Below are 14,521 nucleotides of genomic sequence, written 5' to 3'. Positions count from 1 at the left end.
CTACAATCGAACTGTAACTTCCACGTCCAAGGAATTTGACCGAACATCGTTACAGAGGTTGTGCAATGACAGATACCAACCTGACCCACGCCCACATCGACGGTGACGTGACCCGGCCACGGGGGATCAACACGGTGTTCCAGCCCCACACTTCGGTGACGGTCGTGGAGGGATCCACCTTCTGCGTCTCCGAGACCAACGCCGACATCTCGCCGCACAACAGCGACGGCTTGTTCGTGCACGACACGCGGGTCATCTCCAAGTGGCACCTCCGCGTGGACGGCAAGGAGGTGGAGCCGCTGGGCTTCATCCCGGCCGAACCCTATGACTGTCTATTCGTCGGCCGGCTGCCCGCCCGCCCGGGATACATCGAGCCCACACTGATCGTGGAACGACACCGCATGGTCGGCATGGGCATGCGTGAGGACATCACGATTCGCAACCAGGGTGCCGAGGCAGCCGGCCTGGACATCAGCCTCGCGGTCGAGAGCGACTTCGCCGACCTGTTCGAGGTCAAGGAACGCCGTTACCAACGGCTCCTGCAGGTCGACTCCGAGGCGGGGCAGCACGAACTCGTACTGACACTGCGCTCCGGAGCGTCGCAGCGGCGCACCGTGCGGGTCAAGGCGAACGGCGCCACGGCGGTGCCGGGGGCACTGCTGTTCCAGGTTGTCGTGCCGCCCCGCGGGAGCTGGGAGGTGAGCGTCCAGGTCAGCACCTCCGTCGAGGGCAGTGAACTGCAGACCTCCTTCCCGCTGGACCACCCGCTTGACTCCGCCCGGCCGGCGCTCCGGATGAAGGACTGGCGGCAGCACGCCGCATCGGTCACGGTCGCCAACAGTGTGCTGGCAGATGCCGTCCGCACCAGCCTCCGGGATCTCGGCGCGCTGCGGATCTGGGATGCCGACCATCCAGACGACGACGTCGTCGCAGCCGGGGCCCCGTGGTTCATGGCGCTGTTCGGCCGGGACTCACTGCTCACCTCCGCCATGCTGATGCCGTTCGCGCCCAGGCTGGCGATGGGAACGCTGCGAACGCTGGCCCGTCTGCAGGGTCGCGCGGAGAACCCGATGAGCGAGGAACAACCGGGCCGTATCCTCCACGAGGTACGCCTCGGAACGGATGCGTCGCTCGCGCTCGGCGGCGAGAAGGTCTACTACGGTTCCATCGACTCGACGCCGCTGTTCGTGATGCTGGTGGGCATGGCGCTGCGAGCCGGCGCCTCCACCGAGGAACTGCAGGGCCTCAAGCCGGCCGTGGACGCGGCCGTCGCCTGGATCGGCAAGTACGGTGACTTCGACGGCGACGGGTTCGTCGAGTACCAGCGCTCCAGCGATCGCGGACTGCTGAACCAGGGCTGGAAGGACAGCGCCGACTCGATGGTGCACCGCGACGGCACGCTCGCCTCCCCACCCATCGCCCTGGCCGAGGTTCAGGGCTACACCTACGCCGCCTTGCTGGCAGCCGCGGACCTCGAGCAGGCCCTGACGGGTGACAGCGCGCGAGCCGACGAACTGCGGGCCCGGGCCGCCACGCTGAAGGCCCGGTTCCACGAGGCCTTCTGGATGGAGGACGAGGGGTTCTACGCACTGGGCCTCGACGCCCGGAAACGGCCGATGAAGTCGATCACGTCAAATATCGGCCACTGCCTGTGGACCGGCATCGTCGACGACGGCGTGGCGGATCGCGTGGTGGCGCGGCTCAGCGCCCCGGACATGTTCACGGGGTTCGGCATCCGCACCCTGTCGTCGCACTCGCTGCGCTACAACCCGGCCAGCTACCACGACGGTTCGGTCTGGCCCCATGACACCATCATCGGCGCCTCGGGAATGGCGAAGTACGGCCACAAGGACGCGGCGATGCAAGTGGTGAGCGGGCTGCTTGACGCCCTGGAGGCGTTCGATGGCCGTCTCCCGGAGCTGTTCTGCGGTTTTGGCCGCGATGACAAGGCTGTCCCGATTCCGTACCCGACGTCGTGCTCGCCCCAGGCGTGGGCCGCCGCCGTGCCCTTCGAGATGCTGCGGATCGCCTTAGGCCTCGAAGCGGACCTGACGCGAAACACCGTGCACGTCGAGCCGGTCCCGGCACTGATCGGCTCCGTCGCGATGTCCAGCAGCCCGTTGGGCGCTGACGAGGTCACCCTGCTGGCGAACACCCAGGAGGTCACCCTCGTCGGGGTCCCGGAGCACGTCCATGTGAAGGGGGCCAGGGTCGTCGACCCGGCGCAGGCTTGACCGGAGGCGGGGCTTCCTCGGCAGTGGACACGAGCTTGAGTCCGATGACGGCTGCGATGATCCCGCCGATGAAGACGAGTTTCGGCAAGCTGGCCGCCTCGGTCCCGGTGAGCATGGCCCACGCCACTGTGAGGGCAGCACCGACGCCGGTCCACACCGCGTAGGCGGTGCCGATGGAAATGGACTTCGTCGCCCAACCGAGACCAAGCATGCTGAGCGTGAGTGCGACCAGGAACACCACCGTGGGCCACAGCTCGGTGAAACCCTCGGATCTGCCGAGCGCGGTGGCCCACACGGCCTCGAAAACCGCACTGATGACGAGCACGAGCCACGCCACGTCAGCTCACCTGCTTGAGACCGATGACGCAGGCAACGAGCAGCACCAGCAGCGCGACCCGGGCAAGGGTGGCTCGCTCCTGGCCGGAGACGATTCCCCAGACCACCGTGAGCGAGGCTCCGATCCCCACCCACACGGCGTAGGCGGTGCCGGTGGGCAGCCAGAGCATGGCCCACGCCAGCCCAGCCATGCTCAGGGCGGACGCGCCCAGGAACAAAAGGGTGGGCCGCAGCCGTTTGAAGCCCTTGGAGGCGGACAGAGCTCCGGCCCAGACGGCCTCCAGTGCTCCGGAGATGATGAGTACGATCCACGCCATGACGAGTCACTCCTTGTTATGAGTCAGTCTTGTCGTGGTGCGGGTACTGCTCCCTCGTCCGCGAATCCGGGCGCCGGACTCCGCCGCCATCCTACCCTCGGCTGAACGTCTTGACACTTCTCCGTGGGCGCCCTAGCTTCACAGCATGACCGACGATTTCCGCGGAACCTGGACCCACCAACCCGCTGCCGTGGAGAGGACCGAATCGGGCCTGCGGGTCACCGCCGTCGAGGGCTCTGATGCGTGGCGGCTCACCTCCTACGGCTTCATCCATGACTCCGAACACGCGCTCCTGGCGGACCTCGCGCATGGCAACGCAGTGCAGGTCAGCTTCTCGGGCGACTTCACTGAGCAGTTCGACCAGGCAGGCATCTTCCTGCGCGCGTCCGAGAAGCGCTGGGTGAAGGCCGGCGTCGAGTTCTCCGACGGTGTCCTCCAGCTCGGCGCCGTGGTGACCGACGAGTACTCCGACTGGTCACTGGCCCCCGTCCCGGACTGGCACGGACACGAGATCACGATCAGGGCGAGCTGGGCCGACGACGCCCTCACCATTCGCGCTCGGGTGGGCCAGGAACCGTTCCGGCTGGTCCGGGTGCTGCCGTTCAGTGCGGAGCTCGACGTCCAGGCCGGCCCGTTGGTCTGCGCACCCACCCGCGCGGGCCTGGTGGTGACCTTCACCGGCTGGGAAGTGACAGCCCCCGACGACGCCCTGCACTGACCGGCGGTGGGCGGAACCACCCTTGAGGGAGGCGTAGAATATCGGGCAGAGGAGGCCTATTCATGGCAGTCGCCCAGGCCAAGTGCCCCATCAGGCTCGGTGAGCCCTGCACGCTTTGTTTCCCCGGTGCCGACGGACCGCAGAACTGCGGCCTCGTGTACCTCGTCCAGTCGGACGAGGATCTTCGCGAGGCCCGAACCGCGTACCGCAAGGTCCAGCGCGAGCGGGCGAGCGCACCGTCTGCAGCCAGCTGACCGGCCCGGGTAAGTTCTCACCCATGGCAGATTCACCCTCCCAAACGCGTGCGGTCGTCTTCGACCTCGACGGCACCCTCGCTGACAGCGTCACCCTCATCGAGGAGAGCATGGTCTCCAGCCTGACGCCACACCTCGACGACATCGATCGTGGCGTGGTCCGCTCCTACATCGGTCAGCCGTTGGAGATCGCCCTGAGCGACATGACCGGCTTTCCCCTTGACGATGAGCGCATAGCGCAGATGCGCGAGCACTACCGCCTCAGCTACTTCCCGGGGGTGGAGGCAGCCGGGGAGGAACTCCTGCTGCCGGGCGTCATCGAGATGCTGACGGAGCTCAGGCAGCGCGGGTACGCGATCGCCGTCGTGACCGCCAAGCGGACCGACTCCGCCGAACACCTCCTCGACAGCATCGGCATCCGGGACCTCGTGGACGTGCTCGTCGGCACCGACCAGGTGGCGAACGGCAAACCGGCACCCGACTCCGCGCTGCTGGCGATGGAGAAGCTGGGCGCCGACGTCGGCCAGACGTGGTACGTCGGCGATGCCACGAGCGACATGATGATGGCGTTGGCCGCCGGGATGCGGCCGATGGGAGTCACCACGGGTGTGGCCACGGCTTCGGAACTCGCCGGGGCGGGCGCGCTCGCCGTTGCGGAGGACGCCTCGCACATCGTCGAACTGGTCACTGCCGGCTGAGAGTCACTTGAGGCCTTGCCAGAGCCGCCCGAGCGTGGTTAGGGTGGTCTAGTCATCTAGAACTCTGCTCGCCGAGGAGCGAAATGCTGACCCGCCTGAGACGAAGGCTCCACCGTGCCGCACAGGAGAAGCGGGGCATCCTGCTGGGCTTCCTGCCTGCCGGTTACCCGACCCGGGAGCGGTTCACCGCCGCCGTCGGCGCCGCTTTCGACGCGGGACTCGACGCCATGGAAGTCAGCATGCCGGGCCCCGCGCCGGCGCTGGACGGGGAGCGCATCCAGCAGGCAGCGACGGTGGCCTCGGCCCAGGTGCGCGACGTCCACGACGCGCTGGCGCTGGCCGCCGCGGGTCGCCGCGAAGCCGACGACACCATCATCGCCATGGCATACGCCGAACTCTTCGAGCGCATCAGCGCCGAGCAGTTCCTCGACGCACTGGTGGCGGCCGACATCGACGCCTTCCTGCTGCCGCAGGCCACGGTGGCCGAACAGCTCGAACTGGCCCTGCGCGCCCGCCCACGGGGCATCGAGGCGTTCATCTTCCTGCACCTGCAGGAGGACCTCGACCGACTGGCCGCCAGCGAACTGGAGGAGCCCGTGATCTATCTGCAGTCCGCGGACCTGCGCACCGGGGGCGCGTTCAACCCGGACAAGGCCGCCGAACGGCTCACCGAGTTGGCGGACGCCATGGGGGACAAGCGCTACTTCGTGGCCGTGGGATTCGGCGTGCGCGGTTTCGACGAGGCCGCGCTGCTGATGGCCGCCGGAGCCGACGGCATCATCATCGGAACCCGGCTGGTCGCGGCGGCCGAGGCCGGTCCCGAAGAGGTCGCGCTCCTGGTGGACGAGGTGGCACCCGCGCTGGTGCGGCGTGAGGAGCTCCGGTCATGACGGAGCCGACGCCCTGGTCACCGCAGCGGATCTCCTTCAACCGGGACGACGGCCTTCCCAAGTACGTCGCCATCGCCCGGGCGCTCGCGCTGGCCATCACCGAGCAGGAACTGCAGCCGGGCGCCACGCTGCCGTCCCAGAAGGAACTCGCCGAGAGCTTCGGCGTCACCATCATGACCGTTCGGCAGGCGCTCCAGACGCTGACCGAACAAGGGCTCGTCAGCACCGAGCAGGGCAAGGGCACCTACGTCCGCATGCAGCCCTACCGCCTGGCGATGGGACCGCTCGCATCGTTCGCGGAGCAGATCCGCGCCTCGGGCCGTGAGCTGGTGACGAAGGTGCTCGGCCACGGGCCCATCACGGTCTCGCCGCTGGAGCAGCGACGCATGCAGCTCGAGTCCCCCGAGGCGTTCGAGCTGGTGCGGCTCCGGGTGGTGGACGGTGAGCCGCTGGTGCTGCAGAGTTCCCTGCTGCCGCTGGCGGTGGCGGAGCGACTCGACGTCGAGCAGCTCGCCTCGCGTTCCCTCTACGAGATGCTGCTGACCGACGCCGGCATCCGGGTGGGACGCGCCACCGAGACCGTCCAGGCCACCAACCTCGACGCCGAGTCGGCCCGGCTGCTGCGTCGCGAACAGGGTGAGGCGGCCCTGCTGTCCGCACGCCTCACCTTCGACACCGACGACCACGCAGTCGTCGACGACCGGGCGCTGACCGCGGGGGACAGCGTGGTGGTGGCCGCGGATCGTCGGCTCGACGAACGCGGCCTTGAGCTGGTGCTCTCCGACGACGCGGCCGGCATCGCCGACCGGTCGCCCTTCACCCGGGGCGACGTCCGATGACAGCGGTCCTGGCCACCCGCAACCTCAGCAAGGACTACGGCCCCGTGCGTGTGGTCTCCGAAATCTCGCTGGAGTTCCACAGCGGGTCGATCCACGCGCTGCTGGGCGAGAACGGGGCAGGCAAGTCGACGCTGATCGGGATGCTGGCGGGGCTCCGGCAGCCCAGCGACGGCAGCGTCCTCGTCGATGGCCAGGAGGTGCGTTTCCGATCGGTCAAGGACGGGCAGGCCGCCGGTGTGGTGGCGCTCCCGCAGGAACTCCTCCTCGTCGGCACCCTCGGCGCCGCGGAGAACATCTTCCTGGGCATGAAGCGTCCCGGACTGCGGGGGACGCTGAACCGGCGCATCCTGAACCGCGACGCGCGTGCCCAGCTGGCGCGGCTCGGTCAGGAACTCGACGTTGACAGGCCAGTGGCAGAGCTGTCCGCCGTCCAGCAGACGATGGTGGCGATCGCCAGGGCACTGGTGAGGCAGGCGCGGGTGCTGGTGCTCGACGAGCCCACCGCAGCACTCACCGACACCGAGACCGAGCAGTTGTTCGCCGTGCTGCGTCGCCTCCGGGACGACGGCACGGCCATCATCTACGTATCGCACCGCCTCAAGGAGGTGTTCCAGCTCGCCGACGTGGCCACGGTGATGCGCAATGGGCAGCATGTCTGGACCCGGCCAATCACCCAGACTGACGCCGCCGGCGTCGTCGCCGCGATGATCGGCCGCTCCCCGGACAGTGCGTTCCCGGACCGCTCGGCCGACGCGGGGGATCCGGTGCTGCGCGTGCGCGAGTTGACGGGGCACAAGCTGTCCGGGGTCACGCTTCAGGCCCGCTCCGGTCGGGTGCTGGGGGTCGCGGGGCTGGCGGGCTCGGGCCGCTCCGAACTGCTGCGGCTCATCTCCGGCGCGGAGAGGCCGCAGTCGGGCTTCGTGGAACTCCACGGTGCCGACGTCACGCACCACTCACTGGCGCGCCGCATGGACGAGGGCCTCGGGTATGTGCCTGAGGAGCGACGCAGCCAGGGGTTGGTGATGAACGGCACCGTCGCCTCCAACATCGCCCTGGCCAGCCTCCGGGGCCTGAGCCGGCTCGGGGTGATGGACACCCGCAGGGAGCGGGCGCGGGCCACCGAGCTGGCCACGGACCTGCGCGTACGTGCGACCGCCGTGGCACAACCGGTGACCGAGCTCAGCGGCGGCAACCAACAGAAGGTGGTGCTGGCCAAGTACCTGGCCCGCAAGCCGTCGGTACTGCTCCTGGACGAACCCACCCGGGGTATCGACGTCGGCACCAAGACCGAGATCTACCAGCTCGTGCGCCGCCTCACCGAGCACGGCGTAGCGGTGGTCATGGTTTCGAGCGAGATCCCGGAACTGCTGGGCGTGGCCGATGACATCGCGGTGCTGCACGAGGGGTCACTGACCGGTCAGGTGCTCGCCGCCGACGCCGACGAAGAATCCATCCTCCACCTCTGTTACGGGAAGCCAGAACGATGACCGAGACCTCCACCACCGCCACGGGACCGCAGCGCGCGCCGCGCAGGCCGTCCGCCGCCCTGTCCCGGGTGGCCTCGCTGGGGACCTTGCTGGGCCTCGTGGCACTCGTCGTGCTGTTCACGGCACTGGACGAGCGTGGCATCTTCCTGACCACCGGGAACTTCACCAACATCCTTGAGCAGATCGCCGTGCTCGCGATGGTGGCAGCTGTCCAGACCGTGGTCATGGTCGTCGGCGACTTCGACCTTTCCGTCGGAACCCTGGCGAGCCTCGTCGGGGTCATCACGGCGCAGCTGCTCGTGGGGGGCACGCCGGTCCCGCTCGCCGTGGCCGCCGGACTTCTCATCGGCCTCGCGGCGGGCGCCCTGAACGGGCTGCTCGTGGCCTACCTCGGACTGTCGGCCTTCATCGCGACGCTGGCGACGATGACCTCCTTCTCCGGGCTGGCCCTGCTGGTCTCCAACGGGTCCACCGTGTTCGGGCTCCCGGAGGGCTTCGTCGCCATCGGCCAGGGACGGTTGGGTCCCATCCCGATGCCCGTCGTGATCGCCGTGGTCCTGGCCGCGCTGGTGTGGTTCGTGCTGGCGCGCACCGTGCTCGGGCGGCAGTGGTACGCCGTCGGGGGCAACGCGGAGGCCGCCCGCCTTTCGGGCGTGAACGTGCGGGCCGTGCGCTTCAGCGCGTTCCTGGTGTCCGGTTGCGGTGCAGCCCTGGCGGGCATGGTGCTGACCGCGCGGCTCGCCTCGGGCCACCCGAACGCGGGCGACCCGATGATGCTGATGTCGATCGCGGCCGTCTTCCTCGGCGTCACGCTGTCCCGCGCGGGGCAGCCCTTGATCGGCGGCACCGTCGTGGGGCTCATGATCGTCGGCGTGCTCAGCAACGGGCTGAACCTCCTGGCGGTCAACAGCTACGTCCAGCAGGTGCTGACCGGCGTGATCATCGTGCTCGCCGTCAGCCTCTCCCAGTTCAGCCGGAGACGACGGTGACCGCGCTCGTCGCCGGACTCGACCTCGGCACGTCGAGCGCGAAGCTCGTGGTCGTCTCCCCGGACGGAGCCGTGCTGGCGGAGGCGAGCGAGCCCTACGCCACCCACACCGCCGGGGCGGGCGTGGTCGAGCAGGACGCCGAGCACTGGTGGCGGGCGGCGTGCGCGGTGCTGGGCCGCAGCGGGCTGGCGGCCGACATCGTCGCGGTCGGCATCACCGGGCAGATGCAGGACCTCGTCCCTGTCGCGGGGGGCCGGGCGCTGCGCCCGGCGCTGCTGTACTCCGACACGCGGGCGGGGGAGCAGCACCGCCGGCTGGTGGGCGCCGTGGCCGACTGGGAACTGAGGACCGGCAACCACCAGGACGTCACGAACGTCGCGGCCAAGCTCGCCTGGCTCGTGGAGCATGAACCAGACGCCATCCGCGCCGCCGAGCACCTGCTGTTCAGCCCGGCCGGGTACGTCGCCCACCGGGCGGGCGCCTCCGCGGCCTGCGACGTGACGACCGCGTCGGCCACCGGGCTGCTCGACGTCGAGGCGCGCAGCTGGTTGACCGACGCCGTCGTCGCAGCCGGAGCCGACCCCCGGCTGTTGCCCGCGCTGACGGGCGCGTCACGGGGGGACGCGGTGGTCGGGGAGGTGTCGGAGGTCGCTGCGCGCGAGCTCGGCCTCCGCGCAGGGACCCCGCTGGTCCTCGCCATGGGAGATGCCGGCGCCACGACGGCGGGACTGGTGGGCACCGAACCGGGTGAGGCCTACCTCTACCTGGGCACCACCGGCTGGCTCGCCGGCATCACCGTCGCAGGGGAAACCGAACCGTCGCCGATCCATTCGCTCGTGCTGCCGGGCTGGGGGGAGCGACTGCGGATCGGCGCGGCGCAGTCGGCGGGATCCGCGGCCGCGTGGGCGCTGGCCAACTTGCTCGGCGAAACGTCGTTCGCAGAGGCGGAACGGCGGGTGATGCCCAGACTCGGGCACGTGGCCGAGCGGCCGCTGTGCCTGCCGGGACTCGCCGGAGAGCGAACACCGGTGCGCGACGGTGACCTGCGCGGGGCCTTCGTCGGCGTCCAGGAGGGCACCACGTCGGAGGACCTCTACCTCGCGGTCCTGACCGGGGTCGCACTCGGCCTGCGTCACGCCGCCGCTGAAATGGGGATCTCGCAGACCCGGATCCCTCTGGTCGGGGGTGCTGCCCGCAGCGGAGTCTGGCGCCAGCTGCTTGCCGACGTCTTCGGCGCCACCATCCTCACGGGCACCGCGGATGCACCCGGAGCGCACCACGCGGCGAAGGTGGCAGCCGATGAGATCGGTCTGCCCAACTCGTTGCGGCCGGTATTTTCCACCCAGAATCATCGGGAGACTGCGCCGTCGGATGTCCACGGCGGCTACGCCCGGCTCGTGGAGGTCCACCGGGGCCTCTACGATGCGCTGAAGCCCACTTTCCACCAGCTGGCCGAGATCCGGTCAGCCGCACAGCCGAGAAGTTGAGGGAGTCAAAATGTCGAAGAAGCTCTGGAGCTCGATCGCTGTCACCGTCGCCGCGACCGTTGCCCTGACCGCCTGCGGGTCACAGACCCCGTCCACCGACGAGGAGCCCGCGGCCACCGGCAGCGCGTCGGCGTCCGGTGAAAGCGTCGAGGTGGTCGTCCTGACTCCCTACCTCGCCAACGCGGCCACCAAGGAGGTCATCGAGCTCTTTGAGGCCGAGGGGGCTGAGCGGGGCTGGGACGTCAGCGTCGTCGACACCGCCGGTGACTTCAACCGCCTCAACAGCGCCTTCCAGGACGCCGCTGCTCAGGCGCCGGACGCGATCGTCCTGGGCACCGGAGACCCGACGCAGATCACGCTGGGCCTCGACGCGGCTGCCGAGGCGGGCGTGCCGGTCTTCGCGATCGACGCCGGTGCCGCCGAGGGCATCGCGGCCAACGTCACCAGCGACAACGTGGACCTGGGCGAGCAGAGCGCAGAGGCGCTGATCGAGGCAATGGGCGGCGAGGGCGCCATCGTGATGCTGACCCACGACCCGCACCCCGGCGTCCGTGCGCGCGCCGAGGGCGCCAAGGCCGTCTTCGAGGAGGCCGGGATCGAGATCCTGGAGTCAAAGCACGTGGAGGTGCCGGGTCCCGTCGAGAACGCGCGCGCCTCGGTGCAGGACATCATCTCCGCCCGTGCCGATGACCTGACCGGCATCTGGGGCGGCTGGGACGAGCCCGCACTGGGCGCCACCCAGGCACTGGAAGCTGCCGGCGTCACCGACGTTCCCGTCGTCGGAGTCGATGGGCAGGACTTCGCGCTGGCCGAGATCGAGAAGGGCGGCCCGTTCGTCGCCACCGTCAAGCAGGACTGGCAGGCCATTGCGGCCAAGGTGGCCGAACTCGTGGAGGCGAAGGTCGTGGACGGCGAGGATCCGGCCGAGAACAACGTGGAGATGCCGGGGACCCTGATCACCGGCGAGTGAGCAGCAGTGGGCATACTGGATCCATGGACTCCCACGACCCAGTCCCGCAACGGATCGGCGACGCCGAGCGTGACTTCGCGGTCCAGCAACTCCAGGAGCACCACTCCCAGGGTCGGCTGGACGCGTCGGAGTTCGAGGAGCGAATGACCCTGGCGCTCCAGGCCAAGACAGCTCCCGAGCTGGCGCGGCTGTTCCGGGACCTGCCGGGTCCCAACCCCGGGGCGCCGACGCCGGTGCCATCACCCCTGCCGCCGCAGGGTTTCGCACCGACCTTCGTGCCGCACCCGCCGGTACCCAACCAGGCCCCGCCCACCCCTTGGTACGCCCAGTGGTGGATGATCCTGGTGGCCGTCGGCATCACTGCCAGCACCGGTGGTCGGATGGGGATGATCGTGCCGATGATGGCCATCTGGCTGTGGATCGTCTATCCCAGCATCGCGGCCAACCGGAACCGCCAGGCAGCAGCCGGTCAGGGGCGACGCATCCTGACCGAGTGGGAGCGTCAGCAGGTGATCGGAGAGCTGGGGAGGGGTCGAAAGATCCACGCGGTCAAGCTGTATCGGGAGTTCACCGGTGTCGGCCTCAAGGAGGCCAAGGACGACGTCGAGGCCATGCAGAGGCAGATCGAGGGCCGCGGGTACTGAATCACCCGCGGCCCCCGGTGCTTGGCGTCAGACCTTGAACCTGACGAGGTTGTTGAACACCCAGCCCTCCACCACACTGTGGGTCCAGCTTCCAGAACTCGTCTGCTGGGACGCGACGTAGCGGGTCCAGATGAACGAACGACAGCCATTTCGGCCTGTCAGGGGAGTGTCGCACTCGGTCCGCCAAAGGCGCCCGTCGCTGGTGAACTGGCCGGGCACCCCGAGAGGATTGCCCGCCCACTGCGCCCTGGTCATCCGGGGCAGGTAGGTGAGGTTGTTGAAGTGCCAGCCGGTGTCGGACACGAACCTGCCTCCCTGCAACTCCACCTGGGTTGACCAGATGTCGGTGCGGCAGCGGACCGTCTGCGAGTAGGGCTCGCACTCGGTGTACCACCACCGCCCGTTCACGCTGTGGAAGCCGGGGGTGGAATAGGGGTCCCGGTCCTGGGGTCGCGGCGCCACAGTGGCGGTGGCCGTTGCGGTAGCCGTTGCGGTGGCGGTGACCGTCGGGGCGGGCGTCGTGGGGGCGGGTTCCAGGCCATCGAGCGCAGCCTGCACCTCCGCGATGGCGGCAGCCACGGCTGCGGCCGTCGGTGCGTCGGCCGACAGGACCACCTGGGCCTTGGCCAGCGCCTCGTCAAGGGCCGCGACCGCGCTCGCGGGGTACTGGTCCCGGTCGACGGCCTCGGCCTGTGCGACCAGAGCCTCCAGTTCGCTGGTGTCCGCGCCGACGCCGCCCGAGCCCACGAGCGCGAAGTCGTCCACGGTGCCCCAGGCGCCCGCGGGGAGGCTCATCGTGACGGTGACGACGACGTCCTCGCCCTCAGCCACCTCGATCGGCCCCGCCGTCGGAGTGGACCAGGCCCGCCAGCCGTTCAACTCGAAGTCCGCCGACGCGCTCGCCCCGCCCGGCACGGCCACGGTGAGTTGCATCACGCTGTCGGCGGCCTCACCGTCGCCCTGCATGGCCGCGCTGGCCTGGTAGGAACCGGCTGCCACGTTGCTCACCGTCTGGCTCACGGTGAACTGGTAGGCAGTGCCGCTGTAGAAGTGCGTCGAGAACAGCCCGCTGTGCGGGTCGTCGGTGGCGCGGACCGTGACGCCTGTGCCGGTGGTCTCCCACATGCTCACGTCCTCGGCCTCGAAACCGGGGTTGGCCAGCAGGTTCGGTGCCGTCACGACGATGTGGGCCGAGGTCTCCAGCCCGGACGAGGTGACACCGCCGATGGTGTAGTCACCGGGGCCCTCTATCCACTGGACCGCCTCGGACCACGTGACCGGATGCTGCTCGACGGTGCCGTCGTTGTACGTGACCCCAACGCGGACCGGCAGGCTGATGCGCTCACCCTGCGTCACCTCGATCGAGATCGTCTCGACCTCCGTTACCGCGCGCGGTGCCAGCGAACCGGTTCGGGCGTAGGCGAACACGTTGAGCGACTCCAGCGGATTGCCCTCGAAGTCGAACAGGGCCTGGTTGTCCCAGGCGGTGCCGCCGTACCAGACGCCTGCGTCCACGGGGTCGTACTCGGCGGCGTAGCTGGTGGCCCAGCCGGAACCGTACTGTTCCCACAGCAGCTTGTTGGCCTCCACCTCCGACGGCGGCCCGACCGGCAGCCAGGCCGGCTCCCAGTAGTAGACCCCGATGCCGGCGTCCCCGACGTTGACGACCGCCTCGATGACGTCCCGGACGGCAGTGGCCTGACCCTGGACGCTGACCGGGTACGCCGTCGCCTCGGAGGCCTGGTCGATGGTGTTGGTGTGGCCGTCGCCGTCGGCGAGGGTGTACGCCCACGACGTCTCGGCCACGATGACCTGCTTGCCGTAGGTGTCGGCAACCTGCGACAGCACTGTGGTCAGGTTCTCCAGCGAACCGTGCCAGAACGGGTAGTAGGAGGAGGCGAAGACGTCGTAGTCGACATCCGCCGCGTCGAGATTGGCGGCCAGGGTGGCGTAGCGCCCGGTCGTCTCCGGATTGGTGAAGTGGATCGCCACGAGCGCGTCCGGCAGTACCTCCCGGACCGCCGCCGCGCCGGCGGAGAACACCAGCGCCATGTCCGGCCAGCCGGTGACGCCCGCGACGGCGTTGTTGGTCTCGTTGCCGATCTGGACCATCCGGACGTCCACGCCCGCGGTCTCGAACTGGGTCAGGGCGTCTCGAGTGAAGTCACCGACGGCGGCAGCTGTTTGCGCGGCGTCGAAACCCTCCCAGGCCTTCGGGGCCTGTTGCTTGCCGGGGTCTGCCCAGAAGTCGGAGTAGTGGAAGTCCACCAGCACCCGGAGGCCGGCCTCGGTGGCGCGGGTGCCGATCTCGACCGCCCGGTCGACGTCGACGTTGCCGCCGCCGTAGCCGTGGCCCTCAGCGTCGAACGGGTCGTTCCAGACCCGGACGCGCACGTCGGTGATGCCGGCGTCGGCAAGGACGTCGAACAGGTCGGCGGGAGCGCCGGTGGTGTCACGGAAAATCACGCCGGACTCCTCCAGCGAAAGGACCGACGACACGTCGACCCCGTTGATGAAGTCCTCGGGCAGGCCAGTCACCTGCTCGACGGTGATGCCCGCGGCGACGGGTTCCGCCGACGCCGTCGGCGTCAGTGCGAACATCGGCACCAGCAGCGCCGCGGCGGCCGCGATCAGCGGCAATCTTCTTCGGGTCACTTC

The 14,521-nt window shown here is 69.4% G+C and carries 14 protein-coding genes and 1 riboswitch; of the genes, 11 read left to right on the top strand and 3 right to left on the bottom strand.

Annotated elements, in window-relative coordinates:
- The first annotated feature begins 65 nt into the window (after positions 1–65).
- Complete coding sequence (locus LKO27_RS05830) at positions 66–2,234, top strand: glycogen debranching N-terminal domain-containing protein (RefSeq protein ID WP_227736073.1); 2,169 nt, start codon at positions 66–68, stop codon at positions 2,232–2,234.
- Here the strand turns inward: LKO27_RS05830 and LKO27_RS05825 are convergent.
- Together LKO27_RS05825 and LKO27_RS05820 are read right to left on the bottom strand one after the other, a co-directional pair.
- The gene (locus LKO27_RS05825) at positions 2,164–2,571 is read right to left on the bottom strand and encodes a multidrug efflux SMR transporter (RefSeq protein ID WP_227736070.1); all 408 of its coding nucleotides are present in this window, start codon (positions 2,569–2,571) and stop codon (positions 2,164–2,166) included. The genes LKO27_RS05830 and LKO27_RS05825 overlap by 71 nt on opposite strands.
- A gap of 1 nt (position 2,572) precedes the next feature.
- Positions 2,573–2,887, bottom strand: coding sequence for a multidrug efflux SMR transporter (locus tag LKO27_RS05820; protein ID WP_227736068.1), 315 nt, complete (start codon positions 2,885–2,887; stop codon positions 2,573–2,575).
- Positions 2,888–2,904: 17 nt separating this feature from the next.
- Positions 2,905–2,971, bottom strand: a riboswitch (guanidine-III (ykkC-III) riboswitch).
- Positions 2,972–3,032: 61 nt separating this feature from the next.
- Between LKO27_RS05820 and LKO27_RS05815 the strand changes: the two genes are divergently transcribed.
- The 10 genes from LKO27_RS05815 to LKO27_RS05770 all read left to right on the top strand — a co-directional run bounded on the left by LKO27_RS05815 (position 3,033) and on the right by LKO27_RS05770 (position 11,863).
- Complete coding sequence (locus tag LKO27_RS05815; protein WP_227736066.1) at positions 3,033–3,605, top strand: DUF1349 domain-containing protein; 573 nt, start codon at positions 3,033–3,035, stop codon at positions 3,603–3,605.
- Between the two features lie 62 nt (positions 3,606–3,667).
- Complete coding sequence (locus tag LKO27_RS05810) at positions 3,668–3,859, top strand: DUF6767 domain-containing protein (RefSeq protein WP_227736064.1); 192 nt, start codon at positions 3,668–3,670, stop codon at positions 3,857–3,859.
- A 23-nt stretch (positions 3,860–3,882) separates the two neighbouring features.
- On the top strand, positions 3,883–4,557 hold the full coding sequence (locus LKO27_RS05805) for an HAD family hydrolase (protein ID WP_227736062.1): 675 nt from the start codon (positions 3,883–3,885) through the stop codon (positions 4,555–4,557).
- An 83-nt stretch (positions 4,558–4,640) separates the two neighbouring features.
- Positions 4,641–5,447 carry a tryptophan synthase subunit alpha gene (locus tag LKO27_RS05800; protein ID WP_227736060.1) on the top strand — a complete coding sequence of 269 codons (807 nt, stop codon included), beginning with the start codon at positions 4,641–4,643 and terminating at the stop codon, positions 5,445–5,447.
- Complete coding sequence (locus LKO27_RS05795) at positions 5,444–6,286, top strand: GntR family transcriptional regulator (RefSeq protein ID WP_227736058.1); 843 nt, start codon at positions 5,444–5,446, stop codon at positions 6,284–6,286. The genes LKO27_RS05800 and LKO27_RS05795 overlap by 4 nt, the downstream gene beginning before the upstream one ends.
- Positions 6,283–7,773, top strand: coding sequence for a sugar ABC transporter ATP-binding protein (locus LKO27_RS05790; RefSeq protein WP_227736056.1), 1,491 nt, complete (start codon positions 6,283–6,285; stop codon positions 7,771–7,773). The genes LKO27_RS05795 and LKO27_RS05790 overlap by 4 nt, the downstream gene beginning before the upstream one ends.
- Complete coding sequence (locus LKO27_RS05785; RefSeq protein WP_227736054.1) at positions 7,770–8,762, top strand: ABC transporter permease; 993 nt, start codon at positions 7,770–7,772, stop codon at positions 8,760–8,762. Before LKO27_RS05790 ends, LKO27_RS05785 begins: the two co-directional genes overlap by 4 nt.
- A complete protein-coding gene (locus LKO27_RS15530; protein WP_227736053.1) occupies positions 8,759–10,249 on the top strand; it encodes an FGGY family carbohydrate kinase in 1,491 nt (496 codons plus the stop codon). The genes LKO27_RS05785 and LKO27_RS15530 overlap by 4 nt, the downstream gene beginning before the upstream one ends.
- A 10-nt stretch (positions 10,250–10,259) precedes the next feature.
- Complete coding sequence (locus tag LKO27_RS05775) at positions 10,260–11,219, top strand: sugar ABC transporter substrate-binding protein (protein WP_227736052.1); 960 nt, start codon at positions 10,260–10,262, stop codon at positions 11,217–11,219.
- 23 nt (positions 11,220–11,242) lie between these two features.
- Positions 11,243–11,863: a ribosomal protein L7/L12 gene (locus LKO27_RS05770; RefSeq protein WP_227736050.1), complete on the top strand. Its 621-nt coding sequence runs from the start codon at positions 11,243–11,245 to the stop codon at positions 11,861–11,863.
- 27 nt (positions 11,864–11,890) lie between these two features.
- On the opposite strand, the gene LKO27_RS05765 is transcribed toward LKO27_RS05770, so the two are convergent.
- Entirely contained in the window at positions 11,891–14,518 is a 2,628-nt protein-coding gene (locus LKO27_RS05765) for a glycosyl hydrolase 53 family protein (protein ID WP_227736048.1), read from the bottom strand.
- Positions 14,519–14,521 lie beyond the last annotated feature (3 nt).

The organism is Tessaracoccus sp. OS52 (assembly GCF_020687685.1).
Classification (GTDB): Bacteria; Actinomycetota; Actinomycetes; order Propionibacteriales; family Propionibacteriaceae; genus Arachnia.
This window is presented reverse-complemented; position numbering and strand designations above follow the sequence as displayed.

Excerpts from the sequence above, each read along its gene's own strand:
- LKO27_RS05785 (WP_227736054.1), top strand. The coding sequence starts at position 7,770 with ATGACCGAGACCTCCACCACCGCCACGGGACCGCAGCGCGCGCCGCGC.
- LKO27_RS05805 (WP_227736062.1), top strand. The coding sequence starts at position 3,883 with ATGGCAGATTCACCCTCCCAAACGCGTGCGGTCGTCTTCGACCTCGAC.
- LKO27_RS05775 (WP_227736052.1), top strand. The coding sequence starts at position 10,260 with ATGTCGAAGAAGCTCTGGAGCTCGATCGCTGTCACCGTCGCCGCGACC.
- LKO27_RS05770 (WP_227736050.1), top strand. The coding sequence starts at position 11,243 with ATGGACTCCCACGACCCAGTCCCGCAACGGATCGGCGACGCCGAGCGT.
- LKO27_RS05790 (WP_227736056.1), top strand. The coding sequence starts at position 6,283 with ATGACAGCGGTCCTGGCCACCCGCAACCTCAGCAAGGACTACGGCCCC.
- LKO27_RS05830 (WP_227736073.1), top strand. The coding sequence starts at position 66 with ATGACAGATACCAACCTGACCCACGCCCACATCGACGGTGACGTGACC.
- LKO27_RS05820 (WP_227736068.1), bottom strand. The coding sequence starts at position 2,887 with ATGGCGTGGATCGTACTCATCATCTCCGGAGCACTGGAGGCCGTCTGG.
- LKO27_RS05800 (WP_227736060.1), top strand. The coding sequence starts at position 4,641 with ATGCTGACCCGCCTGAGACGAAGGCTCCACCGTGCCGCACAGGAGAAG.
- LKO27_RS05810 (WP_227736064.1), top strand. The coding sequence starts at position 3,668 with ATGGCAGTCGCCCAGGCCAAGTGCCCCATCAGGCTCGGTGAGCCCTGC.
- LKO27_RS05795 (WP_227736058.1), top strand. The coding sequence starts at position 5,444 with ATGACGGAGCCGACGCCCTGGTCACCGCAGCGGATCTCCTTCAACCGG.
- LKO27_RS05815 (WP_227736066.1), top strand. The coding sequence starts at position 3,033 with ATGACCGACGATTTCCGCGGAACCTGGACCCACCAACCCGCTGCCGTG.